Source organism: Sphingomonas sp. LHG3443-2, assembly GCF_049896405.1.
In the GTDB taxonomy this organism is placed as follows: Bacteria; Pseudomonadota; Alphaproteobacteria; order Sphingomonadales; family Sphingomonadaceae; genus Sphingomicrobium.
Genome location: NZ_JAFCUG010000001.1, coordinates 1,246,824 through 1,273,434, shown reverse-complemented (window position 1 = coordinate 1,273,434; position 26,611 = coordinate 1,246,824). Strand labels below are relative to the sequence as shown.

Genomic DNA, 26,611 nt, shown 5'->3' with positions numbered 1-26,611 from the left:
GGAGAAACCATGCTCAAACTCTATTATTCGCCCGGCGCCTGCAGCCTCGTCTCCCACATCGCCCTGCATGAAGCCGGGGCTGAGCATGAAGCCGAGCGGGTCGACTTCGCCAGCAACCAGCAGCGCAGCGCCGACTATCTCGCGATCAATCCGCACGGCCGCGTGCCCGCCCTCGTTACCGACGAAGGCACCATCACCGAAAACCTCGCCATCCTCGGCTACATCGCCGACCGCTTCGGCGCGCCCGGCGCGATCCCGCGTGGCGAGGCGTATCAAACCGCCAAGACGATGCAGATGGTCGCCTGGCTGAGCGGCACCGTCCACGCCACTGCCTTTGCGGCGCTGTTCCGCCCCGCCCGCTTCACCCCGGACGAGAGCCTGCACCCCGGCATCAAGGAAGGCGCCCACGCCGCGCTTTCCAGCCACTTCGTCGAGCTTGATGACCTGTGCGGCGCGGGTTGGCTGTGCGGCGAGGATTATACGGCGGCGGACAGCTATGCTGCGGTCTTCTACCGCTGGGCGCGTGCGGCCAAGTTCGACATGAGCCTCTACCCGCGCTGGTCGGCGCTGGTCGGGCGAGTGGCCGAACGCCCCTCCTTCCTCCGCGCCATCGGTCACGAAGGGCTGAAGCTCGAACAATTCGCCTGAGCCCAGCACCCGCCCGGGCGGCAAGTTGAAAACTCTTTCAACTTGCCGCCCGGCGTCCGTCCTGATTATGGATGGGTCATGGCCAACAAGATCTATCCCGATGCCGCTGCGGCCCTCGACGGGCTGCTTCACGACGGCATGACCATCGCTGCCGGCGGCTTCGGCCTGTGCGGTATCCCCGAGCGGCTCATCGATGCCATTGTCGCGAGCGGGGTCAAGGACCTCACCGTCGCCTCCAACAACGCCGGGATCGACAACGAAGGCCTCGGCAAGCTGCTGCGCACGCGCCAGATCAAGAAGATGATCAGCTCCTATGTCGGCGAGAACAAGGAGTTCGAGCGCCAGTATCTCTCCGGTGAACTGGAGGTCGAATTCTGCCCCCAAGGCACGCTGGCCGAACGGATGCGGGCCGGCGGCGCTGGGATCCCGGGCTTCTACACCAAGACCGGTGTCGGCACGAAGGTCGCCGAGGGCAAGGAAGTGAAGAGCTTCGACGGCGAGGACTACATTCTCGAGCGCGGCATTCGCGCCGACCTCGCCATCATCAAGGGCTGGAAGGCGGACGAAAGCGGCAACCTCATCTTCCGCAAGACCGCCCGCAACTTCAACGCACCCGCCGCCACCAGCGGCAAGATCTGCGTCGCCGAGGTGGAGGAGATCGTGCCGGTCGGATCGCTCGACCCCGACACCATCCACCTCCCCGGCATCTACGTAAAGCGCCTGATCCTTGGGAGCCCGTACGACAAGAAGATCGAGTTCCGCACGGTTCGGCAGCGGGAGGCCGCATGAGCCTGCTCGTCGCCCTTGCGCTCGCCGCATCGCAGCCCGCGGTCCGCACGCCTCCGCCGCTGACCAGCATTCCGGCCCGCGGCGAGGAAGCGAAGATCGTCGCCGCCATCGCTGATGTCTACGCCGTCATCAGCGGCCCGGCCGGCCAGAAGCGCGACTTTGCCCGAATGAAAACCCTCTTCACGCCGGACGCCCGGCTTTACGCGGTCGGCCAGCGCGGCCTGCAGGGCGGGTCGCTCGACAACTATATCGAGAAGAGCGGGCCCTTCCTCGAAAAGGTCGGCTTCACCGAGAAAGAACTGACCCGCCGCATCGAGATCTACGGCAATGTCGCGCAGGTCTGGTCGTCCTATGCCGGCACCAGCACCGACGGCAGCGTCAACGTGCGTGGCATCAACAGCTTCCAGCTCGCGCGTCAGCCCGATGGCCGTTGGCTGGTCCACTCCATCCTCTGGCAGGCCGAGCACTCCGCTCTGCCTCTCCCCCGCGATATGGAAGCCCGCTAATGCCCTGGACCCGTGACGACATGGCCGCCCGTGCCGCCAAAGAGCTGCGCGACGGCTTTTACGTGAACCTCGGCATCGGCATCCCGACGCTGGTTGCCAACCACATCCCGGACGGCGTCAACGTAACGCTCCAGTCCGAAAACGGAATGCTCGGCATCGGCCCGTTCCCCTATGACGACGAGGTCGACGCCGACCTTATCAACGCCGGCAAGCAGACCATCTCGGAGCTTCCCTCGTCGGTCTATTTCAGCTCGGCCGACAGCTTCGCGATGATCCGCGGCGGGCACATCGACCTGACCGTGCTCGGCGCGATGGAGGTCAGCCAGGACGGCGACATCGCCAACTGGATGATCCCGGGCAAGATGATCAAGGGCATGGGCGGCGCGATGGATCTCGTGGCCGGCGTCAAGAAGATCATCGTGGTGATGGAGCACACCTCCAAGAACGGCGACCCCAAGTTCATTCCGTCTTGCACCCTGCCGCTGACCGGTCGCAACGTCGTCGACATGATCATCACCGATCTCGCCGTGTTCCAGCGCCCCGATCACCAAAGCCCGTTCAAGCTGATCGAGACCGCACCCGGCGTCACGGCGGAGGAAGTGCGCGAAAAGACCACGGCACGTTACGAGGGCTGAGGCCGTTCGCCGGCTGCTGCCCTTTCTTCTTCTCGCCGGTTGCGCGCCTGACGCGCCGGTCACCATCGATGGCTCCAGCCCCGAGCGCTTCGCCGCCACCACGGCCGCAGCGCGCGAGGAGTTGAACCCGGCCGACCGCCTCGCCTTCGACCAGGCGCTCGCCTCGGTCGGCAGCCGCCGGATGGCCGCCGACAAGGACAAGCTCGCCCGCATCACGTTCGACGGCATGACCGGCGCGGACATCGCCGAGGATTACCGCCGCCGCACGCGCTAGTGCGCGGCCTCAGCCCAAGCTAGGACAAGCCTCATGAAAGCGCTCCTCTCGCACCAGCCCGGCGGCCCCGACACGCTTCAGCTCTCGGAGCTTCCCAATCCCACCCCAGGTCCCGGCGAGCTGCTCGTTCGCGTGCGCGCCGCCGCGATCAACTTCCCCGACGTCCTCATCATCGAGGACAAGTATCAGATGCGCCCGCCCCGCCCCTTCGCGCCGGGCGGAGAGATCGCGGGCGAAGTCATCGGGCTTGGCGACGGCGTCACCGGCTGGTCGGTCGGCGACCGCCTCCTCGCGGTCCCTGGCTTCGGCGGCCTTGTCGAACAGATCGTCATCCCCGCCGCCTCCGCGTTCCGCCTGCCCGAAAGCCGCAGCTTCACCGACGGCGCGGCGCTGCTCCTCACCTACGCCACCTCGATCCACGCCCTGTGGGATCGCGGCCAGCTCAGGGCCGGCGAGACCCTGCTGGTGCTCGGCGCGGCCGGCGGCGTCGGCCTGGCGGCGGTCGAACTCGGCAAGGCCCGCGACGCCCGCGTCATCGCTGCGGTCTCGAGCGAGGAGAAAGCCCAGGCCGCCCGCGACGCCGGCGCCGACGAGGCGATCGTCTATCCGCGCGGGCCGTTCGACAAGGACGGCAGCAAGGCGCTCGCCGAGCAGTTCAAGGCGGCGGTCGGGCCCAAGGGCGCGGACGTCATCTATGATCCCGTCGGCGGCGACTATTGCGAGCCGGCGCTCCGCGCCATCGCCTGGGGAGGCCGCTACCTCGTGGTCGGCTTCCCCGCCGGCATCCCGCGCCTGCCGCTCAACCTTACCCTCCTCAAGAGCTGCAACGTCTGCGGCGTCTTCTGGGGCGCCTTCGCCGCGCGCGACCCGGCCGCCAACCAGGCCCATGTCGAGGAATTGTTCGCCCTGTGGGACGCGGGCAAGATCAGCCCGCGTGTCAGCGCGACCTACCCGCTCGAACGTGGCGGCGACGCCATTGCCTCGCTCGCCGCGCGCCAGGTCATCGGCAAGGTCGTGGTGGAGATCGACTGAGCAGGCGGCTGGCCCAAAGGCGGTAAGCCCAAAGACCAGCTGAAAAGCGAAGGTCAGCGCACCACCTCCGGGGCATCGTTCGGCTATTCCGCCGAACCACAGCACCGGAGCTAACACTCGATGCGTACACCTGCTTTCTTCGCCGCGCTTGCCGGCATCGCCCTCGCTGCCACTCCTGCCGCGGCCACCGTCCAGAACGCTCCCGGCCGCACCGTGGTTGAAGTTGCCGTCGGTAACAGCGATTTCTCCACCCTGGTCACCGCGGTCAAGGCGGCGGACCTTGCCACCACGCTGTCGGGCAAGGGTCCGTTCACCGTCTTTGCGCCCACCAACGCCGCCTTTGCCAAGCTTCCGGCCGGCACGGTCGAGACCTTGGTCAAGCCTGAGAACAAGGCGACGCTGACCTCCGTCCTCACCTATCACGTGGTGCCGGGCCGGGTGAACGCCGCGCAGCTGACCAAGCTGATCAAGGACGGCGGCGGCACCGCCACCCTTACCACCGTCCAGGGCGGCACGCTCAAGGCCTCGCTGATGGGCGACCGCATCATGCTGACGGACGCCAAGGGCGGCGCCGCCCACGTCGTCACTGCCAACGTCAACGCCTCGAACGGCGTCATCCACACCATCGACACGGTCGTGATGCCCTGATCCCCCTTGGGGGGAAGGCGGCAACGGCGCATTGCCTCCCGCCTTCCCCCCGCCTATCTCCCGGCTGATACCTTCAGTGGGAGCGGACATGACCACCTTCGACGATCGCGAGCGGGCCTTTGAGACCAAGTTCGCGCATGACGAGGAGATGAAGTTTCGGGTCATTGCCCGGCGCAACAAGCTGCTCGGCCACTGGGCCGCCGGCCTGATGAAGCTCTCGGCGGTCGAAGCCGAAGCCTATGCCAAGGACGTCGTCCGCGCCGATTTCGAGGAAGCGGGCGACGAGGACGTCATCCGCAAGCTCCTTGGCGACCTCACCGCCGCCGGCGTCGAGACCGACGACGCCGCCATTCGCGAACAGCTCGCCACCAAGACCGTCGAAGCTCGCCGTCAGCTGATGGAAGCGCAGGGCTAAGCACCATGCCGATGGCCGCCGACGACATCGAAGCGCTGATCCGCGCCGCCCTTCCCGACGCGCAGGTGCAGATCCGCGACCTGCGCGGCGACGGCGATCATTATGCCGCCACCGTGACCAGCGCCGCCTTTGCCGGCCTGCCGCGGGTCCGCCAGCACCAACTCGTCTACCGCGCGCTGGGAGAAAGGATGGGCGGCGAACTGCACGCCCTCCAGCTCACCACCGCCGTTCCCCAGGAGTAAGAGAAATGAGCAACGCCCACGAGCGCATCGATGCCCTGGTCAAGAGCAACGACGTCGTCCTCTTCATGAAGGGCACTGCGCTGTTCCCGCAATGCGGCTTTTCCAGCCGTGCGATCGCCATCCTCGACCATCTCGGCACCCAGTACGAGACCGTCGACGTCCTCCAGGATCAGGAGATCCGCCAGGGCATCAAGGACTATAGCGACTGGCCGACCATCCCCCAGCTTTACGTCAAAGGTGAGTTCGTCGGCGGGTCGGACATCATGATGGAAATGTTCGAAAGCGGCGAACTCAAGACCCTCGTCGCGGCGGACGCTTGAGCCCCAGCCTTCCTCGCGAAAACAAGAAGGGGCGGCGAAGCGGGACCAGAAACCGCTCAGCCGCCCCTCTGTTTGGCGTGGAACCAAAGTGGACAGCATCACTGATGCAGTGCCCATGCCAATTGAACTCGAGTGGCGATTTTCGGCCATTTTACAATCTGCCTGATCTTTTCGCCGCCTCCACAGTGTCAAGCTTTCCGACAGCCCAAAGCTCCTCTGGCACTTTGCGCCGTCCAGTGCATTGGCTCGCTTCGTGAACGCCGCATTCGATACCACGGGCGCCGAACGCTCGCTGCTGCTGTGCGACCTGACGCAAAGCTGGTCGGCGGTTGGCGGCGGGGTCGGCACCTATCTCCGCGCCAAGCGCGCGCACATTCTCGCCAACACGCCCCATCGCCACCTGATGATCCTTCCCGGCCACGCCGATGCGGTGGAGGAAAGCGACGGCGGCCGCGCGATCACAGTCTGGTTGAAGAGCCCAAGCGTGCCGTTCAGCCCCAACTACCGCCTGCTGCTGCGCAATGGTGCGGTCCGCAAGGCGCTGGCCCGCTTCATGCCCGACGTGATCGAATGCCAGGACGCGTACAACCTGCCGTGGGCCGCCATCGCCCACCGCCGCGATCATCCCGGCACCGCGCTGGTCGCCGGCTACATGACCGATTTTCCGAACGTCTATGTCGAGCGCCCGCTGTCCAAGGCGCTGGGCAACGCCGTCGGTCGTGGCCTCGGCAAGTTCTGTTACAATTATTGCGGCAAGCTCTACCGCCAGTTCGATTGCGTCTACGCCTTGTCCGAAGCGGGCGGTGGCCGCCTGCTCCGCTCGCTCGGGGTCGAGGACGTTCAGATCCTGCCGCTGGGCGTCGACCTTGCCGACTTCGGCCCCAACCGCCGCGATCCCGAGCTTCGCCGCCAGCTCGGGCTCGAAGGCGACCAGCCGCTGCTGATCTACGTCGGCCGGATGGACATCGAGAAGCGCCCCGACATCATTGTCGAGGCCTTCCGCAAGCTGCCGGAAAGCCTTGGCGCCCGGATCGTCCTTCTCGGCCAGGGCCCGCAAAAGGAAGAATTCGAGGCGCTGCGCGATCCCCGCATCATCACGCCCGGCTTCGTCACCGACCGCGCCACCCTCGCCCGCTACCTCGCCAGCGCCGATCTCTACGTCTCGGCCATGCCCAACGAGACCTTTGGCGTATCGGTGATCGAGGCGCAGGCGTCGGGTCTGCCCGTGGTCGGCGTCGACGGCGGCGCGATGCCCGAACGCGTGCTGCCGGGCATGGGGCTGCTCGGCCCTGTCGCCGACGTGAACGCCATGGCTGCCAACATCCAGACCGTGCTTGCCGGCGATCACAAGGCGATGGGCGAACGAGGCCGCGCCTACGTCTCGGGCGAATATAGCTGGCCGCACAGCATGGAGATCCTGCTAGGAACCGTGATCCCGCATGCCCTTGCCCATGCTGCGTCGCGGCCAATGACCGCCGCCGCCGTGACAGGCTCGCTCGTCGGCGCCTGAGCATCCGTTCATCTTCCGTTTAACCGCGGCATGATGATCGTTGGGGCAACGCAACCACCACGGGGGACTCGCCCATGCTTACGCTTCTGATGCTCGCCGCCGCGCATTCCGCACCGCCCGCTCCGCCGGCTGCCAAATCCGGTGAGACGGTTATCCGCGAGATCGTCGTCCGCCAGTCAGGCGACGCGAAACCGGGTGACAAGGACAAGCAGGAGCGCCGCGAGATTATCGTCATCCGCGACGGCAAGGAAACCGCGGCCGCCGGCACGCCGGAGCGCCGGATCCGCATCGTCGACGTGGCGCCGGGCAAGGGCGAGGAACGCCGCGAGGTCCGCATCCTGCGCGAACCCGGCGCACCCGGCACCCGCATCGCCATGCTCTCCTGCGACGACGGGGCCAAGGTCGACAGCGAAGCCACCGACAAGGACGGCAAGAAAACCCGCGTGATGATCTGCACCAAGGGTGGCAGCAGCAACGTGTCGCGGGTCCAGCAATTGCGCGACGCGGCCAAGCGGATCGAGGGCGACACCAACCTCTCGCCCGAAGCGCGCACGCGCGTCGTCACCGCCATCAACGAGGCCATCTCCAAGCTCCCCGCGAACGAGTGAGTTGCCCGCAGGGCACGGCTCTGTCATCGCCGGGGGAGTGACCCACACCCCCGGCACCCTTGAGCCGCTCGGGCCCGGCCTTGCCCGCCTGCTCGCGCCCAACCCTTCGCCCTTCACCGGCGAAGGCACGTGGGTGCACCTGATCGGCACCGATCGCCTCGCCATCCTCGACCCTGGCCCGGTCGATGAACCGCATTTCGAAGCGCTAATCGAAGCGGTTGGCGGCCGGCCGGTCGACGCCATCCTCGTCACCCATACCCACCGCGACCACAGCCCCGCCGCCGCGCCCTTGGCTCAGCGCCTCGGCGCCCCCGTCTGGGGCTGCGCGCCGCTCGTGGTGCCGGGCGACCAGGAAGCGGGCTTCGACACCAGCTACGCCCCCGACCGCATCTTGTCTGATGGCGAAACGGTGGAAGCCGGCGGCGCCATCATCGAAGCGGTGCACACACCGGGCCACACCTCCAACCACCTCTGCTTCGCGGTGGGCCACCGCCTGTTCAGCGGCGATCATGTGATGGGCTGGTCGACCACCGTCGTCATTCCGCCCGATGGCCACATGGGCGACTATATGGCCAGCCTCCAGAAGCTTCAGGCGCGGTCCGAAACCCTGTTCCACCCCGCGCACGGCGAGCCGGTCGAAGACCCGAAGCGCCTGATGCGCGGCATCCTCGGCCACCGCCTCCAGCGCGAGCGCCAGCTTCTCCGCCTCGTGCAGGAGAGCCCCGCCGCACTCACCGACCTCACCCTGCGCGCCTATCCCGCGCTTGATCCGCGCCTGCGGCCAGCCGCCGAAGCCACCGCGCTTGCCCACCTCATCACGCTGGAGGAGCGCGGGGCAGTCCGCTGCGTTCAGGGTCTATGGAAGGTTTGAGACGATATTGGCCGCTGCTGCTGCTCGCCCTGGTGGCGATCGGCGGGGCGATCTGGTGGAGTGCCAAGCGCGCGGAGGAGCGCCGCGTCGAGGAAGAGCTGGCGCAGGCGCAGGGCATCGTCCGCGTCCTCTCCGCCACTTTCTCCAACAAGGCGGCGCTCAAGGTCGGTGAGGTTAAGGGCACTCTCGACGTCACCACCGTTGACCCAGGCGCCGTGCCCTTTCTCCGCTCGTCGCAGAAAGCCACTATCCCCTACAGCGTCGGCTACACGCTCGACCTGTCAGGCGTCGGTGCGGACGATTATCGCTGGGATCCGGCACGCCGCAGCCTGACCATTCGCGTGCCGACCGTCACGCCCGAACCGCCCAATGTCGACGAGGCCAACCGCTCGGTTGCCGGCACCAGCGGTCTGTTCGTCACTCGTGGCGCCTCGGCCAATCTTGCCCGCCGCGCGTCGCAGCTCGCTACCGCCAAGGCAGGCGAAGTCGCGGCCGAGCCCGCCAACCTCGCCGCCGCGCAGAAGAATGCCGAAAAGGTCGTCGCCGACCTCGCCCGCGCACCGCTCGACGCCGCCGGCCTTGGTCCGATCACCGTCCGCGTCGTCACTCCCGCCGCCGGGGTGCAGGACGGCGAACGCTGGGATGTCAGCCGTTCGATCGAGCAGGTGCTGGCGGATCGCCAACGCTGAGCCTATCTGAAGCCCATGACAGCACCGCTTCGTCCGCCGGTCGGCACCGACCTTCTCGCCGAGATCATGCGCCTCAAGGAAGAGCGCAACGCCGTCATCCTGGCGCATTATTATCAGCGTCCCGAATTGCAGGACCTTGCGGACTTCGTCGGTGACAGCCTCGACCTGTCGCGCAAGGCGGCGGCCACCGACGCCGACGTGATCGCTTTCTGCGGGGTTCGCTTCATGGCCGAAACCGCCAAGATCCTGTCGCCGCAAAAGACCGTGATCCTGCCCGACATGGACGCCGGTTGCAGCCTCGAGGACAGCTGCCCGCCCGATCAGTTCGCCGCCTTCCGCGCCGCCCACCCGGACCATATCGCGCTGACCTACATCAACTGCTCGGCAGCGGTGAAAGCGCAGAGCGACATCATCGTCACTTCGTCCAGCGCCGATGCCATCCTCGCTCAGATCCCCAGGGAGCAGAAGATCATCTTCGGCCCCGACCGCCATCTCGGCGGTTATCTCGCGCGCAAGACCGGGCGCGAGATGCTGCTGTGGCCGGGCATTTGCATCGTCCACCAGGCGTTTTCGGAGACCGAGCTCTTGAAGCTCAAGGCGCAATATCCGGGCGCCCCGGTCGCCGCGCATCCCGAATGCCCACCGCACATCATCGACCACAGCGACCATGTCGGCAGCACCCGCTCGATCCTCGACTTCGCCATCGCCTCGCCCGCCGAAGTGATCCTCGTCGCGACCGAGCCGCACATCATCCATCAGATGGAGAAGGCGGCGCCGGGAAAGACCTTCATCGGGGTCCCCGGCGGCGACGGCAACTGCAACTGCAACATGTGCCCGTACATGGCGCTCAATACGCTCGAGAAGCTCTACATTGCGCTGCGCGATCTCGAACCCCGGATCGAGCTCGAGCCCGAGCTGATGGATCGTGCGCGCGTGCCGCTCGAACGAATGCTGGAAATGGCCGGCCGCACCGTCGGCCAGGGCGATGTCGGCCGCCCGATCGTGCCCTTCCGGTCGGAGGGCGAGCAGGACTAGCGGCGGTAGACGCCGAGCCGGCCGACACCTTCGGTCGTCGTAACCCGCCTGGTCCGCCGGTCGTAGGCGCACAGCTTAACGTCGACGACGTTGCCGCGGTTATAGCCTTCGACGATCCGTAGCTCGACCGGCACCCGGTCGGGGAAGCTCGCCTTGTCGGGGATGATCTTGGCCTGCCGCAGCCCGGAGGCCGTCAGACATGCGCGATTGACCTGCCGGTCGAGCTGCGACCACGCAGCGGGGGTGGACGCGGTGGCGGCGCCAGCCGACAGGGCACGCAGCACGGCGGTCGGAAGGTGCAAACGCATCGGAAGTCTCCTCAAGTCAGAACCGGCCACAATCATTGGGCGCCTGAACTCCGGCAAAACGCTGGCCGATCCAAGCGATCGTGTCGGTCGCGCTCTGCTTGGCGGTGGTCGCGTGATCCTTGCCGGGCAGGTCGATCCACTTGACCCGCACCCGGTTGCTGCACATCCGCCGCGCGAACGCCCGTGTCACCGCCGGCGCGACCAGCGGATCGCCCTGCGTCTGCGCGAACAGTACCGGCACCCGGCTGACTGGGCTGGTGCTGTTGGCCGCCGCATAGGATGACCACGGCGGCGTCGATCCGAGATCGACCTTGGCCAGGTCCTGCCGCAGCGCCAGAATGCCAAGCATGGTGCCGAGCTTCGGCCCCTTGTCGACCGTGATGCAATTGCGCGCGATCCGCTGGATGATTCCCGGTGTCCGTGCCCGTCCGATCCGAAGCGGCACGCCATGATATTGGCTCCAGCTGTCCACCGTCATGGCGGTCAGGAAGGCGCGGTACGTGGCGTTGCTGGCCCCGCGCAGGTTGGCGGCAAGGTCGGTCGGCGGAGCGCCGGCGGCAACCCCGACCAGCCGCAGCCCGGCGCCATCGGCCGCCTGCATCTGCCCCGTCCACAGCGCGGCATGCCCGCCCTGGCTTTCACCCCACACCGCATAGTCGCCGCCGGCCGACGCGCCGGGGATCGCCCGCGCCGCCTTGACCGCATCGATCACCGAGCGCCCTGTCACCGGCCCGACCAGATACGGATGCGGCCCGGGCTCGCCGAGCCCCGGATAATCGGGCGCCACCACGACATAGCCCTGCCGCACCGCGTCCAACGCCGGGGTGGCCGCGAAAAAGCGCGGGCTTCGCGACGGCGTGCACTGGTCGGCCGTGCCCCACGTGCCGTGAGTCCAGGCAATGACCTTGCGCGCCGTCCGCGGCACCGCTTCGCGGGGCGCGATCACCATTCCGGTCAGCGTCTGCTGCACGCCGCGGTCGTCACGGCTCAGATAACGGATCTTCCAAGCCTGCATCCCCGCCAGCGTCTGAGCGACCGGCTCCGCGGACACCAGATTGCCTTGCTGCGCCGCGGCTGGCGCCGCCATCGCCAAAAGGGTAGCCAGTCCACTCAAGCGCATGGCCGACTCCTGATCCAGGTTAGGATCAGAGCAGGTTCTGTTCACGGCAAACGCAACCCCTCCCGTCAGCCGTAGGCCCGCACGAAAAAGACCAATGTCGTCGTGCCCGTCACCAGCAACGTCCACCACCGCACCGCGCGGGCCGACAGCCGCTTGCCGAGCACCGCGCCCAGCCACCCGCCGACCACCGCCCCGGCCAGCATCGGCAGGCACGCCCACCACCACACCATCGCAAAGCCGATGAACACGATCGCCGCCGCCAAGTTTGCGACAGCCAGCATCGTCGTTCGGATCGCGAACAGCTCGCGTGGCCGGATATTCGCAAGGAGCCCGTAAAGCGCAGTAGTGATCAGCCCCACCCCGCCGCCGAAATAGCCGCCATAAACGCCGAGCAGCGCCTGCGAAGCGAGCAGGGTCGGCCGACCGATCGTCACCCGCCGGTGCAGCCAGTCGGCGGCGCTCTTGCCCAGCGCCATCACCGCGAAGGCGAACAGCAGCAGCCACGGAATGATGACGTCGAAGGTCTCCGACGGCGTGACGACAAGCAGCACGCTCCCGACCAGCCCGAACGCAAAGGTCAGCCCCGCCAGCAGCAGCACCGAGATCCCCGCCACCGGCCCCAATTCCTTGCGAAACGCCCACGCACTGGTGGCCGCGCCCGGCAGCAGCGCCACGTTGCTGGTCGCATTGGCGATGTTCGCCGGCAGCCCCAGCGCGATCAGCGCCGGCAGCGTGGCAAAGGTGCCCCCACCCGCCAACGCATTCATGGCCCCGCCGACCAGGCCCGCGAAGGCGGCAAGAAAGAGAATGGAAATGTCGGTCACATGGTCGCCGATCTTGCCCTTGAACGGCCCGCCGTCAGCTTACTTGAACGGCGGCGGCAGATACTCGGCCGGCAAGTCGCGGCCCAGGCGGTGAAAGGCCGCCGCGATAGCCGGACGGCTTCTCAGCGCACTCCAGCCTCCCCAAACGGAAGCATCGCTTGCCGTCAGCGGTTCCTTTTGCAGATTGCGGACGAAGTCCGACTGAAACGATTCATCGTCGATCTGGGACAGCGCGATCTTCTCGGCCTCGTCAGTCTCACCGGCGCAGAGCAAGCCTTCGATCGTCGCGCCCGGTGCATCCTTGGTGTGCTCGAGCATGGCCGGCCGCAAGCGTGCCGCAGCCTCTGTCTGCCCGACCTTCATCGTCGCGCAATAGCGCAGCCGGCGAAGCAACTGGTCGGCAAAGGCATTTCTCGGCTCTTTCTCGGCCACTGCGATCAGAGGCAAGGCGGCTGCGAACTTGCCGTTCTGAACCAGCTTTTCGACCCGGTTGATGAACATGCTAACACGCCAGGAGTTGGCAGGAACCGCGGAATTGAGCGCATGGAAGAGAGCGTCTCCCTCGTCCCCGCGTCCCGCATCGTACAATGCAAGAGCAAGATCGTTGATTGCCCACCCGGTGTTCTCATCTACCTTTGTCATCGAGGCGGCATCGGCGGGCAGCACGCCTTTCAACACCAGTGCAGCATCGAGGCGCCTGGCATCCCGATAGGCTGATACAAGGTCGCTCAGGCGCTCCGAATTGTCGGGGTCTTCGGCCCTGGCCGCCTCTGCCGCTCGTACGGATGAGTCCCGGCTTTTGGAAAGCGCGGGTCCCGCCTGCGCTGCCAATGCGGGCCAAAGGCGCTCATAACGCCGTTGCACCAGCATGTCCTCGACCGTGGACGGATCGTCAATGTAGCGAAGCAGGCCCACCGCCCTGGCCTCGGCGCCCCGCGCAAGCAGAATTCCGACCGCCTCTTTCGCGAACCAGTCCCCCCTCTCACCAAGATAGCCGAGTTCACTCAGCGTGATGATCCGGTCCTCGCGCTCGCGCTGTGGTCCGTCGCGCCAGCGAATGATCGGCATCACCCATTCCGGCGGCAGTTCCCGGACCATGTCAGGGCTTCGTGAGGCAAGGCGGTCGAGCAGCCGCGCAGCCAGATCCTCTCGGCCGATGATAAGAAAGGCAGGAAGGGCGGGCTGCTGGAGTTCTGGTGGCGCGGGATCCGTGCCTGCCTGGGCGTTGAGCAGCGCTTCCGCAGCGGCGGTGCGGCCCTGACCTGCCTCCACGGCGGAGCGCAACCACTTGCCGAAGGAGCCGAGAACCGGATTGTCCCGACCGCCGGAGCTCAGCTGCGCGCTCAGCTTGTTCGCCTTCGCCCAATCCTTGTCCTCTAGCGCTTGGTAATAAGCCTCAAGCGTTTGCGAGAAATCGACCTCAGGCTGCGTGATCGCCGCTGCTTCGCTGTGGGCGGCAGCTGGCAAAGCAGGAACCATCACCAACGTTGCAAGCGGAAAGACAACCGATTTCAACCAAGTCACGCACCGTCTCCGGAAGAGCATGGGAAACTTTCCCGTGGGCAGCGCCCTTGTCAATGATGCGCGTCGGCCTGAAGGCGCCGGCTCAGTCGAGGCTCACCCGCCCCCGCATCGCCTTCACCGCGCCGCGGCCCTTCTTTGTCTCGACGCGCTTGGCCTTGGCCGAGCGGCTCGGCTTGGTCGGGCGCCTCGCCGCGTCGCGCTGATGCGCCTCGGCGATCAGTTCGCGCAGGCGGCGGCGGGCTTCCTCGCGGTTGGCTTCCTGGCTGCGGTGGGTTCGTGCGGTGATGATGAGCTCGCCGCTTTGGGTTAGCTTGGACCCCGCCAGGACCTTGAGCTTCTCATAGGCATGAAGCGGCAGGCCAAGCGCGAAGACGTTGCAGCGCAGCTGGCAGGCGGTCGCGACCTTGTTGACGTTCTGCCCGCCGGGGCCCGTGCTGGCGAGAAACGTCTCGCTCAGCGCATCGTCGGGCAGTCGGACATCGTCAGGCTTCATCGGTGCGCAATAGCACGGCGCCGCAGCGTGGTGCGGCAAAAGCGTGCAACGGCTGTTCGGCGGTGGCGAACAGGCTTGAGTGTCGAAACGTCAGTCGGGGAGCGGCCGCGCCTCATGGGCGAACCGCTCCCCGAACCAAGTGTTACGCTGCAGCGCGGGCCAGCTGAGGGCGCTGGCGCCGACGGCGTGCCGCAAACCCGATCGCGCCGAAGCCCAGCAGCATCATGGCCCAGGTCGACGGCTCGGGCACGGCGCTGCCGAAGCCGACGTTCAGGCGCAAGGTGGTCGACGGGCTGAACGACAGACCCTGCCAGTTGACCGCGATGGAGTTGGCATCGAACGTCAGGCGATTGGCACCGAAGCCGGCAAAGTTGCTCGACGGGTCGATGCTGACCGAGGTGATCGCCGCCAGGTTGTTGGACAGGTCGCGAATGATGAAGCCGTTGAAGGCGGTCGACGACCAGGTTCCCGTCGACAGGTACGAAACCAGGATCGAGTTCGCGGTGAAATCGATGTTGGTGCGCGGGTCGCCGTTCGGGAACGTCGTGAGTTCGACGCCCGGGTCGGTCACAACGAAGTTCTCGGAATCGCTGAAGGGGCTTCCCGTGTTCGGGAAATAGTACTGCGCGTTCAGGGTCGAACCCAGGAAGTTCTCGGCGGCGGCGGCCGGCGTTGCTGCGACCAGGGCTGCCCCCAAAAGTGCCAGTTGTACGCTCCGCATCGCTCTGCCCCCTGCTTGTAAAAAGTCGTCCGGCTTCTCGAACCCCGACATAGGACTGAACCGGCTGGAGCGTTAACTAGCTATTAAACAAATTCTCATCAAGCCGAGTTTCCCGCGGTTCCTGTGCCATTCCGGTACTCCTCGCCCCAATGGTCGGGAAGCGGTGCAGTGACGTCGATCGAAGGCTTGTTTCCGCGCGGCACCACCAGTCGCTGCGCGTGCAGCATCATCGATCCGCCGGGCACGCCATAGACCCGGTCACCGACGATTCCCGCGCCCAGCCCCTCACGAGCATGGACACGGATCTGGTGGGTGCGCCCGGTCAGCGGGCGAAACTCGACCAGGGTACGGCCGTCCTTCTCACCCATCTTGCGCCAGCGGGTCACCGCCCGCTGCCCGGCCCGATCGCCGACCATCCGCCACCCCGCCTCGGCTGAGCTCTTCTTGGCCAGCGGCAGGTCGATCTCGCCTTCGTCGCCTTCGACCGTGCCGGCAAGAAGGGCGAGATAGGTTTTCTCGACCTGCCCGCTTTCGAACGCCTGCTGGATCTTCGCCCGCGCAGCCGGATGGCGCGCGAACAGGAGGCAGCCCGACGTGTCCTGGTCGAGCCGGTGCATCGGGGTCGGCAGCCGCTTGAACCCGAACCGCAACTCGTCGAGCCGGCGCTCGATACTGTCGCCCCCGCGCTTGGGCGTATCGACCGGAAGGCCGGCGGGCTTGTCCATCACGAAGGCTTCGCCGTCGATGAACAGGATAAAGGAACTGAGCAGCATCGGCCTTCCCTAGTCCGGAAACGGTCCTGCCGCACCCCTCTTGCAAAGTAGGATCCGGTCGGCTCCGCTGCTCCGTCGCAGCGGTCCTGCACGGCCGCAAATGGAAGGGGTGAGAAGCACTGCAAACCTCGCGCCCTATGTGAACTTCGAGAACTTCGGACGTGATCCGGCTTGTGGATAACTGATGCAAGCGCGCAACGTCTCCGCTTGAATGAAGCCGTTTAGGTCATGTTAACCTTTTCAGGCGACACCCCGAATGGTTAACACACGCTTCAGGGCCGTTAAGCCGGCGTAACGCTTGGCTGGGCTCTCGAACGGGGGACAAGAGATTATGCGCGTTCTGCTGATCGAGGATGAGCCGACCACGGCCAAGTCCATTGAGCTGATGCTCGGGACCGAAGGGTTCAACGTCTACACCACCGATCTTGGCGAAGAAGGCCTCGATCTCGGCAAGCTGTATGATTACGACATCATCCTCCTGGACCTGAACCTTCCCGACATGCACGGCTATGACGTGCTGAAGAAGCTCCGCACCGCCAAGGTCGCGACCCCGGTCCTGATCCTGTCGGGCATCGGTGAGATGGACAGCAAGGTGCGGGCTTTGGGCTTCGGTGCCGACGATTACGTCACCAAGCCGTTCCACCGCGACGAGCTGGTGGCCCGCATCCACGCCATCGTCCGCCGTTCCAAGGGCCACAGCCAGAGCGTCATCCGCACCGGCAAGCTGGCCGTCAACCTCGACGCCAAGACGGTCGAGGTCGTCGGTGCCCGCGTGCACCTGACCGGCAAGGAATATGCGATGCTGGAGCTGCTTTCGCTCCGCAAGGGCACGACGCTGACCAAGGAGATGTTCCTCAACCATCTCTATGGCGGGATGGACGAGCCCGAACTCAAGATCATCGACGTCTTCATCTGCAAGCTGCGCAAGAAGCTCAGCCTGGCCTGCGGCGGCGACAATTACATCGAGACGGTGTGGGGCCGCGGCTACGTGCTGCGGGATTCGGCCGAGGCCGAGGTCGACGTGCCGGAAGCGGCGGTCGCCTGACGAACGTGGCTCAGGCGGGCTGCAACGTCCGCCTGGGTGCCCGGCGCAGCGCGGTCCCGACCGCGCCGAAGCCGATCAGCATCAGCGCCCACGTGCCGGGCTCGGGGATACCGCCCACCACGTTGAACTGGCTGGCCTGCGCCGAGATGTATGAACTGCCGATCACGTTGAAGCGAAGATTCGAATCCTCGTAGTAGAACGAAAGGTTCTTTCCGGTGAGGAATCCGCCTTGATTGATGATCGTCCCGGAAAAGTAGCCGATTGATCGCGGGTTACCGTACCCGAAGTTGTTCTCACCTTCCTGCAATTCCAGCGGGCCCAAGCTTCTCGTGAATTCCGCTGCGTAAGCCGATGTCGCAAATCCTGATGGGTAAGCCGTCAGGCAGCCAGGTGCACTGCCGCTGTTGCACATCAAAGTATTGCTCGACCCGGTAAGGAAGCCACTTATCGACAAGTTATAGTAAGTCGCCGCGCCCGCTGGACTCGCTAGCCCGAACAGGCAGGTCGCTGCCATGATCGCTACAAACTTACGCATTGTTATTCCCCCAGATTCCTAAAGCAGTTTGCGTGATTTGGGTGCATCTGACCAGTGGCGCCCGCGCCACACAGGCTCAGACCTTCCGCAAACCCGTTCCCTGCATGCCAGCCGCCGGGGCGCTTTCGCCCGGCTCGAATCGTTTCCAGCCATCGCGGCCAAGCCGTTCCATCGGGCGGAACTTGGCTTTGTAGGCCATCCGCTCCGACCCCTCGACCCAATAGCCGAGGTAGACGTAGGGCAGCCCGGCACGGGCAGCGCGCTGGATATGATCAAGGATGATAAAGGTGCCGAGACCCTTGCGATCGGCAAGGCTCGGATCGAAAAAGCTGTAGATCATGCTGAGCCCGTCGCTCTGCTGATCGCTGAGGCAGGCACCGACCAGCTTGCCCGGCCGACCATCGACGGATGGCTCACGATATTCGACGACATAGGTGCGGACCGGGGTCTGCTCGACCATGTCGGCAAAGTCGTTGTCGTCCATCTCGGCCATCCCGCCGCCGGGATGACGCACCGCCAGATAGCGGCGCAGGAGGTCGAACTGTTCCTCGGTGGTCCACGGCTTGCACGCCGTGACCTCGAGATCGGCGTGGCGCTTCATCAGCTTGCGCTGCGTCGCGGTCGGCGCGAACTCGCTTGCCGCGACGCGGACCGAGACGCAGGCCTGGCAGTCGATGCAGCTCGGCCGATAGGCGACCGACTGCGAGCGGCGGAAGCCGATACGGCCGAGCGCCTCGTTCAACTCACCGGCGTGGTGGCCCGACAATTCGGTGAACACCTTCCGTTCGATCTTGCCCGGGAGATACGGGCAAGGCGCCGGCGAGGTGACAAAGAATTTCGGAAAACGGAACGGAGCGCTCAAGCGGGGCCTGCAAGGGTCTGAATGGTTACAGAAGTGTTTATGCTCCCCACCAACGCCCCTGCAAAGTCCCTGCTCCTTGAGGAAGATGGTTAAGCCCAAAGGCTGTACCGCTTCGGGTCAGGTCTAGAGCTTCCCAGCCCTCATCGGCGCCATCACCGTTGCGGCAAAGCGATCCATTTCCTCAGCCTGCGGGCTCATCTGAAGCAGCAGCAAATCGAGCCCGATGGTCTCATAGGCGCGGATGCGATCGGCGATCTGCTCGGGCGTCCCGACGAGATTCGGACGCAGACCGCGGTTGGAAACGCTATATTCCTGCAGCTTTAGTGTCCGCTCAAGCTCGGTGCCCGACAGCCACTGGTCGAAATTGGCAAAGCCCGGCGGAGGCGTCGCCGGCATGGCGGTGATCCGCTCCAATTCGCGCTGAGCCTCCGCCTCGCTGTCGCGAACGATGACATAGGCGGCCATCCCGAACGGCATCGGCGGCCCGCCGGCTTCCTCTCGGCGCGCCTTCATGTCCGCGATCTTGGGCGCGATCGCGTCCAAGGGATCGCCGTGCATGACATAAGCATCGCATTGGCGGGCGATCAGCGTCTTGGCGGCATCACTCTCGCCGCCGGCATAGACGACCGGGCGGCGCACCGGCTTGGGCGATACAATGGCGTTCTTCAGCTGGTAGCGCTCGCCAGCATGGCTGAAGCGCTGCTCGCGCCACAGGCCGTCGACCACGGTCAGCCATTCGGCGGTGCGGGCGTAGCGGTCGTCATGCTGGTCAAAGGCAAGCCCATATTGCTCGGCCTCTTCCTTCCACCAACTCGACACGACGTTCAGCGCCAGCCGGCCATTGCTGATGCGGTCGATGTTGGCTGCCTGCTTGGCGAGCAGCGCCGGGTGATGGAAGTTGGGGCGCACCGCGACCATCAGCTCGATGCTGGAGGTCACCGCGGCCAAGGCGGCGGCTGTGCTCCAGGCGTCGAGTGCAGGCTGCTCCACGCCTTTGATGTCGTTGAGGAACAGCTCGGCGATGAGGGACAAGTCCCATCCCGCCTCCTCCGAGCGCAAGGTGAGATCCCGGACCGCTTCCCAGCTTGCGGACGGGCCCTCGTCCGGATCGTTGCGAAGCCAACCGCCGAACACCGGCATCCAGTAACCGAACCTCATACGCGTGCCTCCGCAATGCGCTGTCTCAGCCATTCCACCAGCCGATCATGCGGGTCGTAGCCCAGCACTTGCACCGGCCTGGCGACGAAGTTGGACAGCGCGTTGATGTCGTAGAATTTGGCCGTGGCGTCGCGGTCGTCGACCATCACCTCGACCCCGCCGACGTCCATGCCCATCGCCTGCGCCACACGCTCGGCGCCGGCGATGATCTCGGCGGGAGGATCGAAGGCGCGCATGGCGATCGGGGTGCCGCGATCGTCATCGCAGGCGTCCGCCGGACAGAGATCGAACTGCCCTGCCCCGTCGACCTCGATGGCGTAGAGGAACTTGCCGCCAAGCGTTTCCAGCCGCCAGATCACGCCGCCCCGGGCGGGCACGGCTTCCTGCACCAGCAGCACCTGATCGACCGAGTGCGGCTGGTCCCCGGCGGCTACCACGGCGGCGAGTTCGGCGGCGCTGTCGAAGCGCATGATCCCTGCGCCCGAGCCGCCGATATTGGCCTTGACCAGCAAGGGAAAGCCGATCCCCTCGGCCGCGGCGGCAAGGTCGGCCGCGCGGTGCACGACCCGCGTGCGCGGAGCCGCCAGGCCGAGGCGATGCAGCAGCGACAATTGCCGCGCCTTGCTGCTGTCGATCGCCATCACCTCGGGGCCGTTCAGCACCGTTGCTCCCTGCCCGCGCCAATGGTCGAGCAGCGCCATCGTGTAGAACAGCGGATGCTCCGGCTCGCGCAGGAAGCTCGACATGGCGACACGGTTGAAGATGACCGGTGCCGGCGGCTGCGAGCCAGTCGGATCAAAGCGATGATCGCTGACCGGAACGGCGACATAGTCGACGCCGCCCCGTTTCAACGCCGCAAACAGCGGCTCGAACCAGGCGGGATGTTCAAACAAAATGGCAAGCTCGGGCATTCGCTTCCTCTTGGGGAGTGCGTTCGCCCGAGCACGTGGGCGGGGGGCATGTGGCGCCGCCCACCCGCCGGGTCAAGCCTGGTGGATGGCCTTGGTCACCTGATAGCTCGCCAAGCCTTCCTCGCCGCCCTCGCTGCCGAAGCCGCTCTCCTTGATTCCACCGAAGGGTGCATCGGCGACCGACAGGGCGAAGTTGTTGATGCCCACCATTCCGCTCTCCAGCGCGTCGCCGACGCGGTTTGCGCGGCGGCCGTTTTCGGTGAACACGAACGAGGCGAGACCGTAAGGCAGGCGGTTGGCCTGATGCAGCGCTTCATCCTCGGTCGCGAAGCTGCGCATCAGCGCGACCGGGCCGAACGGTTCGACGTTCATGGCTTCGGCTTCGTCGGGAACGTCGGCAAGCACGGTAGGCTGGAAGAAGAAGCCACCCTCGCCCGGCTCCCCGCCGGCAAGCACCCTTGCGCCCTTGGCCTTGGCATCGTCGACCAGCCCAGCAATCGCGGGCAAGCGCCGCTGGTTGGCAAGCGGACCCATCTTCGTCTCCGCGTCGAGGCCGTTGCCGATCTTCACGCAGGCAGTGCGCTCGGCAAACCCCTTTGCAAAGGCGTCGTAGATGCCTTCCTGGACGAAGAAGCGGGTCGGCGAGACGCAGACTTGGCCCGCGTTTCTGAACTTCTGCGGGACCAGCATGTCGAGCGTCTTGTCGAGGTCGCAATCGTCGAACACCAGCACCGGCGCGTGGCCGCCAAGCTCCATGGTGATGCGCTTCATGCCGTCGGCGGCGAGCTTCATCAGATGCTTGCCGACCGCGGTCGAGCCGGTGAAGCTGATCTTGCGGATCACCGGGCTGCCGATCAGCTGGCGCGACACCGCATCGGGAACGCCGTGGACCAGCTGGAACACGCCTTTCGGAATGCCCGCGTCGTCGAGCGCCTTTGCCAAGGCGCCGGTGCAGCCCGGCGTTTCCTCGGGCGGTTTGGAGATGACCGTGCAGCCAGCCGCCAGCGCCGCCGCGACCTTCTTGGCGAGGAGGTAGATCGGGAAGTTCCACGGCGTGAAGGTGGCGGTCGGACCAACTGGCTGCGGAATGACGATCGAGCGTTGCCCGGTCGGGCGGACCAGCACCCGTCCTCCGGCGCGCTTGGCCTCTTCAGCGAAATAATCGAACATGCCGGCGGCGCCCATGACTTCGCCAATCGCTTCGGCCAGCGGCTTGCCTTGTTCCTGGGTCAGCAGGCGGCCGATCTGCTCGGCACGATCGCGCAGCAGGCTTGCAGCCTTGTGCAGGATCGCGCCGCGCTTCTCGACATCGGTGGCGCGCCATTCGGGCCACGCCCGCCCGGCCGCCGCAAGCGCCTCGTCAAGATTGGCAGTGCTGGCGAGACGCAATTCGGCGATGGTGTCGCCGCTCGCCGGATTGATCACGGGCGACAAATCGCCCTCGCCCTGGCGCCAGGCGCCGTCGATGAAGAGCTTCAGCTCGGTCTCATATCCCATGCGCCCGATCTAGGACCGGCGGCGCTTGATTGAAAGCGGCAGCAGGACGAGCGCCAGGAGAACGGTGAGCAGGGTGAAGGCAGCAAAGGCGATCAGCGTCGGATGGTGCGTGTCCTCGCGGCCGCTGAGATCCATGATGTGAAGGCCCCACATCCAGTCGTAGAAACGCCACCAGCGGGTGCGCGTGGCAACGATCGCGCCGCTGTCGGCGGCAACGAAGACATGGGTGCCATCCGCCAGATCGACCTGCCATGTGGCGATCGGACGGCGAAGCTCGATCGGCGGATTGGCCGCATCGGTCCGGCGGACCGCCTCGATCGGCGCAGCGCCGCGCCATCGCGCCCTTACCTCGCCTGCGGCGTCGGCGGCGCCTGGCGGCGGGAGCAACTGCCCGGTGGCCGGATCGGCGAGCCGGATCGGACCGTCCTTGACCTCGATCACCCACCGCGGCCCGGCGGCACGCTGCTCGAGGCTGACCTTGGCCAGCGGCAGACCGGCGACCACTGACGGCAGGATGGCGGGCGCGGTCAGCACGACCGGTGCGGGAGGATCGAGCAGGTCGCTCCCGCGCACTTCGTCGATCGGCTTCCACACCATGATGAGCCCCGACACGGCCCAGAACAGGATGGGCACACCGACAAGCCAGCCAAGCCAGACATGCCAACGGCGAAGAGTGGAGCGGACTTTCATGGGTGGGACTTAATCGGATTTGCGCGGCAAGCCAGCACCGAGTGTGGGAGTGCGAGAGGACGCGCGTGCGCATCGCTCCAACCTCACTCGCGCGCTTTTCCTCCCAGGGCACGCAGGAGCGTCATGATCGACCAATAAACAAGCGCCAACACCTGGCGAAGATTCCGGGAATGACGGTGAGAGGCAGGGCCATTAGAAGGACCCCGACCACAAACAGGCCGATGGCAAAGCCGTCCGGACGAAATCTCACGCTCACCCTGACAGAGGTAAGACAATCACCACGCGCCTTCCAGCGCTTGCCGATTGCAACTCTTCGCGCAACCATGCCGGTGTGAGCGAGACGACGACTCTTGCAGGCGGCGTGGTGCATGAGCTGCCCGACGACCTGGCTTGCGCGTTGCGAGCAGCACCGCTGGCACTAGCGGCGTGGCAGGATATTACGCCTCTCGCGCGCAACGAGTGGATCTGCTGGGTGACATCGCCAAAGCAGGACAAGACCCGGGACAAACGCATCGCATGGGGGATCGAGAGCTTGAACGAGGGCAAGCGTCGCCCCTGCTGTTGGCCCGGCTGCCCGCACCGGGTGAAGAACGGCCGCTAGTTCGCGGGCCCCATGCCCTTCAGCGGGATCCCCAGGGCGGAGCCGGAGGCGTGACCGGCCGGCCGAGATCGAAATCGACCCTGAAAAAGCGTGATGGTCGGCGAAGTTCGTAGGCAAAGAGAGTGGGCGTGACTTCCATCGCCCAGACATTGGTCGTCGACTGCGGAATGTTGCCGCGGATGAACAGCTCGCGCGAGTAGGCGTCGGCGGGGAATTCCTGCCGGGTGGTCGTTCCGGCGCTCACCGTATCGCCGCCATATTGCGTCTGCGCGTCCTCGCTTCCGTCCTCATGGCGATGATCGTGCTTCAGCCGCAGCCCGCTTGGCGTGCGGGTGATCACCCAGGTGCGGGAGCGGTCCTCGCCCACATGGAAAGGGATGCGAATGGTATCGGCGGTGCAGTCCCGCACATGCATCACGAGCCGCTTGCCCGCGAAGCTGGCGTCGGCGGGAACCGGCGGGCTGACGATGCGCCCTTCGAACGCCTTGCCGCACAGGCTGGCGATCTGCGCGAAGAAGGCGTCCTGCGGGGAAGTCGCGGCGGGCAAGTGAGCGCAGCCGGCAAGTGCCAGCGATGCGAGAAGGAAAAGCTGTTTCACGCCCACCAGCTTAGGCCGCCGCGGAAGAGGCGCAACCGTGGCGGTATAGCCGCCGGGCGGCCTTAGATGTGGATCGGCTTGCCCGTCACCGCCATCGCCGCTTCCTTGAAGGCTTCGGCGTGGGTCGGGTGGGCGTGGCAGGTGTAGGCGATGTCTTCGGACGTGGCGCCGAATTCCATCGCCTGCGCGGCCTGCGCGATCATGGTGCCGGCAAGATTGTTGATCATCCACACGCCCAGCACGCGGTCGGTCTTGGCGTCGGCGATCACCTTGACCAGCCCGTCGGGTTCGCCGTTGGTCTTGGCGCGGCTGTTGGCCATCATCGGGAACTTGCCGACCTTGACCTCGCCCCCCGCCTTGGCCTGCTCTTCGGTCAGGCCGACGCCGGCGATTTCGGGCGTGGTGTAGACCACGCTCGGGATGATGTTGTGGTTCACGATGCCGGTCAGGCCGGCGATGTTCTCGGCGACCGCAATGCCTTCGTCCTCGGCCTTGTGGGCGAGCATCGGGCCGGGGATCACGTCGCCGATCGCCCACACACCCGGGACCGAGGTGCGGAAGCTGTGATCGGTCTCGATCTGGCCCTTGGTGTTGAGCTGCAGTCCGGCGGCGTCGACGTTCAGGCCGTCGGTGTTGGGACGGCGGCCGATCGACACGAGCACATGGCTGGCTTCGATCGTCTCGGCCGCGCCGCCCTTGGCGGGCTCGACAGTGACGGTGACCGCGTCGCCGTTGCGCTGAACGCCGGTGACCTTGGTGCCGAGCTTGTAGGCGAAGCCCTGCTTCTTGAAGATCTTGTTCGATTCCTTGCGGATCTCCTCGTCCATGCCGGGCAGGATCTGGTCGAGATATTCGACCACAGTGACCTGCGCGCCGAGGCGGCGCCAGACGCTGCCAAGCTCGAGCCCGATCACGCCGCCACCGATCACGACGAGGTGACTCGGTACTTCCGCCAGCTCCAGCGCGCCGGTGCTGTCGACGATCCGCTCCTGGTCGACCGTCACGCCGGGCAGCGGGGTGACCGAGGAGCCTGTGGCGACCACGATGTTCTTTGCGCGCACGGTCTGACCGGCGACCTCGACGGTGTCGGCGCCGGTGAAGCTCGCGCGTCCCTTGAGCCAGGTGACCTTGTTCTTCTTGAACAGGAACTCGATGCCCTTGGTCAGCCCCTCGACCGCCTCGACCCGACCCTTCTGCATGGTCGGAATGTCGATGTTGAACTGGCCGGTGATGCCCCACTTGGCCATGTGGCCGTGGGCCGCTTCCTCGAACAGCTCGGACGCGTGGAGCAGCGCCTTGGACGGGATGCAGCCGACGTTGAGGCAGGTGCCACCCAGCGTTTCGCGGCTTTCAGCGCAAGCGGTCTTGAGCCCGAGCTGCGCAGCGCGGATCGCCGCGACATAGCCGCCGGGGCCGGCGCCAATCACCAGAACGTCGTAGTCGTAGTCAGCCATGGTCTTCCTTTGGTGCTCCCACTCGTCGGGGAGCGAATAACTTTACAGGTCGATGAGCAGGCGGGTCGGATCCTCGATCGCTTCCTTGACGCGGACGAGGAAGGTCACCGCTTCGCGCCCGTCGATCAGGCGGTGATCGTAGGACAGCGCCACATACATCATCGGGCGCGCGACGATTTGCCCGTCCTTGACCACCGGGCGTTCCTCGATCCGGTGAAGGCCGAGCACCGCCGACTGCGGCGGATTGATGATCGGGGTCGACAGCAGCGAGCCGAACACGCCGCCGTTCGAAATGGTGAAGGTGCCGCCTTTCATGTCGTCAGCGGTCAGCGTTCCGTCCTTGGCCTTTTTGCCGAAGCCCGCGATCGCCTGTTCGATTTCGGCAAAGCTCATCTGGTCGGCGGAACGGACCACCGGCACCACCAGGCCCTTGGGCGCCGACACCGCGACCGAGACGTCGAGGTAATTGTGATAGACGATCTCGTCGCCGTCGATCCGGGCGTTCACCGCCGGCACGTCACGCGCTGCGAGCGCCACGGCCTTGGTGAAGAAGCCCATGAAGCCGAGGCGGATGCCGTGCTTCTTCTCGAACAGATCCTTGTAGCGGGTCCGCGCGGCAATCACCTCCGTCATGTCGACGTCGTTGAACGTCGTCAGCAGCGCGGCGGTGTTCTGCGCGTCCTTGAGGCGGGTCGCGATGGTCTGGCGCAGGCGGGTCATCTTGACCCGTTCCTCGGCCCGCTCGCCCTTCGGCGCGGCCGGCGCCGAAGCCAGAGCGGCGGCAGCGGGAGCAGCAGCGCCCGGGGCCGGGCTGCTCTTCGCCTTGGCGACGTCTTCCTTGGTCAGGCGACCATCCTTGCCGGTGCCGGTGAGGGCGGCCGGATCGACACCGCTTTCCTGCACTGCGCGGCGGACCGAGGGCGACAGGCGCAGCGCCTGAGCCTGCTCGTCGCTGATGTCGCTTCCCTTGGCGGCTGGGGCGGCAGCAGGAGCAGCTTCGGGAGACTTCGCCGCCGGAGCAGCAGCAGCGCCGCTGCCCTCGCCGATGGTCGCGATCACCGCGCCGACGTTCACCGTGTCCCCTTCGCCGACCAGCGCTTCACCGAACACGCCCGCGACCGGCGAAGGAACATCCACCGACACCTTGTCGGTCTCGAGGCTCGCCACCGGCTCATCCACCGCAACCGCGTCACCCGGCTTCTTCAGCCACGCGCCAAGCGTCGCTTCGGTGATGCTTTCGCCCAGTGCCGGGACTTTGACTTCCGTGCCCATTCT

At 66.1% G+C, this 26,611-nt stretch carries 33 protein-coding genes; 17 read left to right on the top strand and 16 right to left on the bottom strand.

Annotation, left to right across the window (positions count from 1 at the left end):
* Positions 1 to 9: 9 nt before the first annotated feature.
* The 15 genes from ACP69Z_RS06355 (at position 10) to nadA (ending at position 10,222) form a co-directional block, all read left to right on the top strand.
* Positions 10 to 648, top strand: a complete 639-nt coding sequence (locus tag ACP69Z_RS06355) for a glutathione S-transferase family protein (protein ID WP_426266683.1) — start codon at positions 10 to 12, stop codon at positions 646 to 648.
* Positions 649 to 726: 78 nt separating this feature from the next.
* Entirely contained in the window at positions 727 to 1,437 is a 711-nt protein-coding gene (locus ACP69Z_RS06350) for a CoA transferase subunit A (RefSeq protein WP_426266682.1), read from the top strand.
* A complete protein-coding gene (locus ACP69Z_RS06345; RefSeq protein ID WP_426266681.1) occupies positions 1,434 to 1,943 on the top strand; it encodes a hypothetical protein in 510 nt (169 codons plus the stop codon). Before ACP69Z_RS06350 ends, ACP69Z_RS06345 begins: the two co-directional genes overlap by 4 nt.
* The gene (locus ACP69Z_RS06340) at positions 1,943 to 2,578 is read left to right on the top strand and encodes a CoA transferase subunit B (protein WP_426266680.1); all 636 of its coding nucleotides are present in this window, start codon (positions 1,943 to 1,945) and stop codon (positions 2,576 to 2,578) included. The genes ACP69Z_RS06345 and ACP69Z_RS06340 overlap by 1 nt, the downstream gene beginning before the upstream one ends.
* A gap of 121 nt (positions 2,579 to 2,699) precedes the next feature.
* A complete protein-coding gene (locus tag ACP69Z_RS06335; protein WP_426266679.1) occupies positions 2,700 to 2,852 on the top strand; it encodes a hypothetical protein in 153 nt (50 codons plus the stop codon).
* Between the two features lie 33 nt (positions 2,853 to 2,885).
* Complete coding sequence (locus ACP69Z_RS06330; protein ID WP_426266678.1) at positions 2,886 to 3,884, top strand: NADPH:quinone oxidoreductase family protein; 999 nt, start codon at positions 2,886 to 2,888, stop codon at positions 3,882 to 3,884.
* Between the two features lie 120 nt (positions 3,885 to 4,004).
* The gene (locus tag ACP69Z_RS06325) at positions 4,005 to 4,532 is read left to right on the top strand and encodes a fasciclin domain-containing protein (protein WP_426266677.1); all 528 of its coding nucleotides are present in this window, start codon (positions 4,005 to 4,007) and stop codon (positions 4,530 to 4,532) included.
* Positions 4,533 to 4,620: 88 nt separating this feature from the next.
* Positions 4,621 to 4,947 carry a DUF1476 domain-containing protein gene (locus tag ACP69Z_RS06320; RefSeq protein WP_426266676.1) on the top strand — a complete coding sequence of 109 codons (327 nt, stop codon included), beginning with the start codon at positions 4,621 to 4,623 and terminating at the stop codon, positions 4,945 to 4,947.
* A gap of 5 nt (positions 4,948 to 4,952) precedes the next feature.
* The gene (locus ACP69Z_RS06315) at positions 4,953 to 5,189 is read left to right on the top strand and encodes a BolA family protein (protein ID WP_426266675.1); all 237 of its coding nucleotides are present in this window, start codon (positions 4,953 to 4,955) and stop codon (positions 5,187 to 5,189) included.
* A 5-nt stretch (positions 5,190 to 5,194) separates the two neighbouring features.
* Positions 5,195 to 5,509, top strand: coding sequence for a Grx4 family monothiol glutaredoxin (gene grxD / locus ACP69Z_RS06310; RefSeq protein WP_426266674.1), 315 nt, complete (start codon positions 5,195 to 5,197; stop codon positions 5,507 to 5,509).
* Between the two features lie 253 nt (positions 5,510 to 5,762).
* Complete coding sequence (locus ACP69Z_RS06305; protein WP_426266673.1) at positions 5,763 to 7,019, top strand: glycosyltransferase; 1,257 nt, start codon at positions 5,763 to 5,765, stop codon at positions 7,017 to 7,019.
* Positions 7,020 to 7,093: 74 nt separating this feature from the next.
* Positions 7,094 to 7,627 (top strand): hypothetical protein, encoded by a 534-nt coding sequence (locus ACP69Z_RS06300; RefSeq protein ID WP_426266672.1) that lies wholly within the window; start codon positions 7,094 to 7,096, stop codon positions 7,625 to 7,627.
* A 37-nt stretch (positions 7,628 to 7,664) separates the two neighbouring features.
* Complete coding sequence (locus ACP69Z_RS06295; protein WP_426266671.1) at positions 7,665 to 8,498, top strand: MBL fold metallo-hydrolase; 834 nt, start codon at positions 7,665 to 7,667, stop codon at positions 8,496 to 8,498.
* On the top strand, positions 8,486 to 9,187 hold the full coding sequence (locus ACP69Z_RS06290; protein WP_426266670.1) for a DUF4230 domain-containing protein: 702 nt from the start codon (positions 8,486 to 8,488) through the stop codon (positions 9,185 to 9,187). Before ACP69Z_RS06295 ends, ACP69Z_RS06290 begins: the two co-directional genes overlap by 13 nt.
* A 15-nt stretch (positions 9,188 to 9,202) precedes the next feature.
* Complete coding sequence (nadA, locus tag ACP69Z_RS06285) at positions 9,203 to 10,222, top strand: quinolinate synthase NadA (protein WP_426266669.1); 1,020 nt, start codon at positions 9,203 to 9,205, stop codon at positions 10,220 to 10,222.
* On the opposite strand, the gene ACP69Z_RS06280 is transcribed toward nadA, so the two are convergent.
* The 7 genes from ACP69Z_RS06280 to ACP69Z_RS06250 all read right to left on the bottom strand — a co-directional run bounded on the left by ACP69Z_RS06280 (position 10,219) and on the right by ACP69Z_RS06250 (position 15,985).
* Positions 10,219 to 10,530, bottom strand: coding sequence for a hypothetical protein (locus ACP69Z_RS06280; RefSeq protein WP_426266668.1), 312 nt, complete (start codon positions 10,528 to 10,530; stop codon positions 10,219 to 10,221). The genes nadA and ACP69Z_RS06280 overlap by 4 nt on opposite strands.
* A gap of 16 nt (positions 10,531 to 10,546) precedes the next feature.
* Positions 10,547 to 11,650 carry an alpha/beta fold hydrolase gene (locus ACP69Z_RS06275; RefSeq protein ID WP_426266667.1) on the bottom strand — a complete coding sequence of 368 codons (1,104 nt, stop codon included), beginning with the start codon at positions 11,648 to 11,650 and terminating at the stop codon, positions 10,547 to 10,549.
* Between the two features lie 65 nt (positions 11,651 to 11,715).
* Complete coding sequence (locus ACP69Z_RS06270; protein WP_426266666.1) at positions 11,716 to 12,474, bottom strand: sulfite exporter TauE/SafE family protein; 759 nt, start codon at positions 12,472 to 12,474, stop codon at positions 11,716 to 11,718.
* 39 nt (positions 12,475 to 12,513) lie between these two features.
* Positions 12,514 to 14,052, bottom strand: coding sequence for a hypothetical protein (locus ACP69Z_RS06265; RefSeq protein ID WP_426266665.1), 1,539 nt, complete (start codon positions 14,050 to 14,052; stop codon positions 12,514 to 12,516).
* A 28-nt stretch (positions 14,053 to 14,080) separates the two neighbouring features.
* Entirely contained in the window at positions 14,081 to 14,491 is a 411-nt protein-coding gene (gene arfB / locus ACP69Z_RS06260; RefSeq protein WP_426266664.1) for an alternative ribosome rescue aminoacyl-tRNA hydrolase ArfB, read from the bottom strand.
* A gap of 142 nt (positions 14,492 to 14,633) precedes the next feature.
* Entirely contained in the window at positions 14,634 to 15,263 is a 630-nt protein-coding gene (locus ACP69Z_RS06255) for a PEPxxWA-CTERM sorting domain-containing protein (protein WP_426266663.1), read from the bottom strand.
* Between the two features lie 47 nt (positions 15,264 to 15,310).
* A complete protein-coding gene (locus ACP69Z_RS06250; protein WP_426266662.1) occupies positions 15,311 to 15,985 on the bottom strand; it encodes an RluA family pseudouridine synthase in 675 nt (224 codons plus the stop codon).
* A gap of 331 nt (positions 15,986 to 16,316) precedes the next feature.
* Here ACP69Z_RS06250 and ctrA point away from each other — a divergent pair, with 331 nt between their 5' ends.
* Positions 16,317 to 17,030, top strand: coding sequence for a response regulator transcription factor CtrA (ctrA, locus tag ACP69Z_RS06245; protein ID WP_426266661.1), 714 nt, complete (start codon positions 16,317 to 16,319; stop codon positions 17,028 to 17,030).
* 10 nt (positions 17,031 to 17,040) lie between these two features.
* Here ctrA and ACP69Z_RS06240 read toward each other — a convergent pair whose 3' ends face one another.
* From ACP69Z_RS06240 to ACP69Z_RS06215, 6 genes are all read right to left on the bottom strand, one after another.
* Positions 17,041 to 17,565: a PEPxxWA-CTERM sorting domain-containing protein gene (locus ACP69Z_RS06240; protein ID WP_426266660.1), complete on the bottom strand. Its 525-nt coding sequence runs from the start codon at positions 17,563 to 17,565 to the stop codon at positions 17,041 to 17,043.
* A gap of 76 nt (positions 17,566 to 17,641) precedes the next feature.
* Positions 17,642 to 18,427 carry an arginyltransferase gene (locus tag ACP69Z_RS06235; protein WP_426266659.1) on the bottom strand — a complete coding sequence of 262 codons (786 nt, stop codon included), beginning with the start codon at positions 18,425 to 18,427 and terminating at the stop codon, positions 17,642 to 17,644.
* Between the two features lie 123 nt (positions 18,428 to 18,550).
* Positions 18,551 to 19,585: an LLM class flavin-dependent oxidoreductase gene (locus ACP69Z_RS06230; protein WP_426266658.1), complete on the bottom strand. Its 1,035-nt coding sequence runs from the start codon at positions 19,583 to 19,585 to the stop codon at positions 18,551 to 18,553.
* Complete coding sequence (locus tag ACP69Z_RS06225; RefSeq protein ID WP_426266657.1) at positions 19,582 to 20,496, bottom strand: ATP-grasp domain-containing protein; 915 nt, start codon at positions 20,494 to 20,496, stop codon at positions 19,582 to 19,584. The genes ACP69Z_RS06230 and ACP69Z_RS06225 overlap by 4 nt, the downstream gene beginning before the upstream one ends.
* Positions 20,497 to 20,568: 72 nt before the next feature.
* On the bottom strand, positions 20,569 to 21,993 hold the full coding sequence (locus ACP69Z_RS06220) for an NAD-dependent succinate-semialdehyde dehydrogenase (protein WP_426266656.1): 1,425 nt from the start codon (positions 21,991 to 21,993) through the stop codon (positions 20,569 to 20,571).
* Between the two features lie 9 nt (positions 21,994 to 22,002).
* Positions 22,003 to 22,683, bottom strand: coding sequence for a PepSY domain-containing protein (locus tag ACP69Z_RS06215; RefSeq protein WP_426266655.1), 681 nt, complete (start codon positions 22,681 to 22,683; stop codon positions 22,003 to 22,005).
* A gap of 331 nt (positions 22,684 to 23,014) precedes the next feature.
* On the opposite strand from ACP69Z_RS06215, the gene ACP69Z_RS06210 reads away from it, so the two are divergent.
* Positions 23,015 to 23,284: a YdeI/OmpD-associated family protein gene (locus ACP69Z_RS06210; RefSeq protein ID WP_426266654.1), complete on the top strand. Its 270-nt coding sequence runs from the start codon at positions 23,015 to 23,017 to the stop codon at positions 23,282 to 23,284.
* A 19-nt stretch (positions 23,285 to 23,303) separates the two neighbouring features.
* Here ACP69Z_RS06210 and ACP69Z_RS06205 read toward each other — a convergent pair whose 3' ends face one another.
* From ACP69Z_RS06205 to odhB, 3 genes are all read right to left on the bottom strand, one after another.
* Positions 23,304 to 23,882: a hypothetical protein gene (locus tag ACP69Z_RS06205; protein WP_426266653.1), complete on the bottom strand. Its 579-nt coding sequence runs from the start codon at positions 23,880 to 23,882 to the stop codon at positions 23,304 to 23,306.
* Positions 23,883 to 23,944: 62 nt separating this feature from the next.
* Positions 23,945 to 25,336: a dihydrolipoyl dehydrogenase gene (gene lpdA / locus ACP69Z_RS06200; protein WP_426266652.1), complete on the bottom strand. Its 1,392-nt coding sequence runs from the start codon at positions 25,334 to 25,336 to the stop codon at positions 23,945 to 23,947.
* Between the two features lie 42 nt (positions 25,337 to 25,378).
* On the bottom strand, positions 25,379 to 26,608 hold the full coding sequence (gene odhB / locus ACP69Z_RS06195; RefSeq protein WP_426266651.1) for a 2-oxoglutarate dehydrogenase complex dihydrolipoyllysine-residue succinyltransferase: 1,230 nt from the start codon (positions 26,606 to 26,608) through the stop codon (positions 25,379 to 25,381).
* Positions 26,609 to 26,611: the final 3 nt, after the last annotated feature.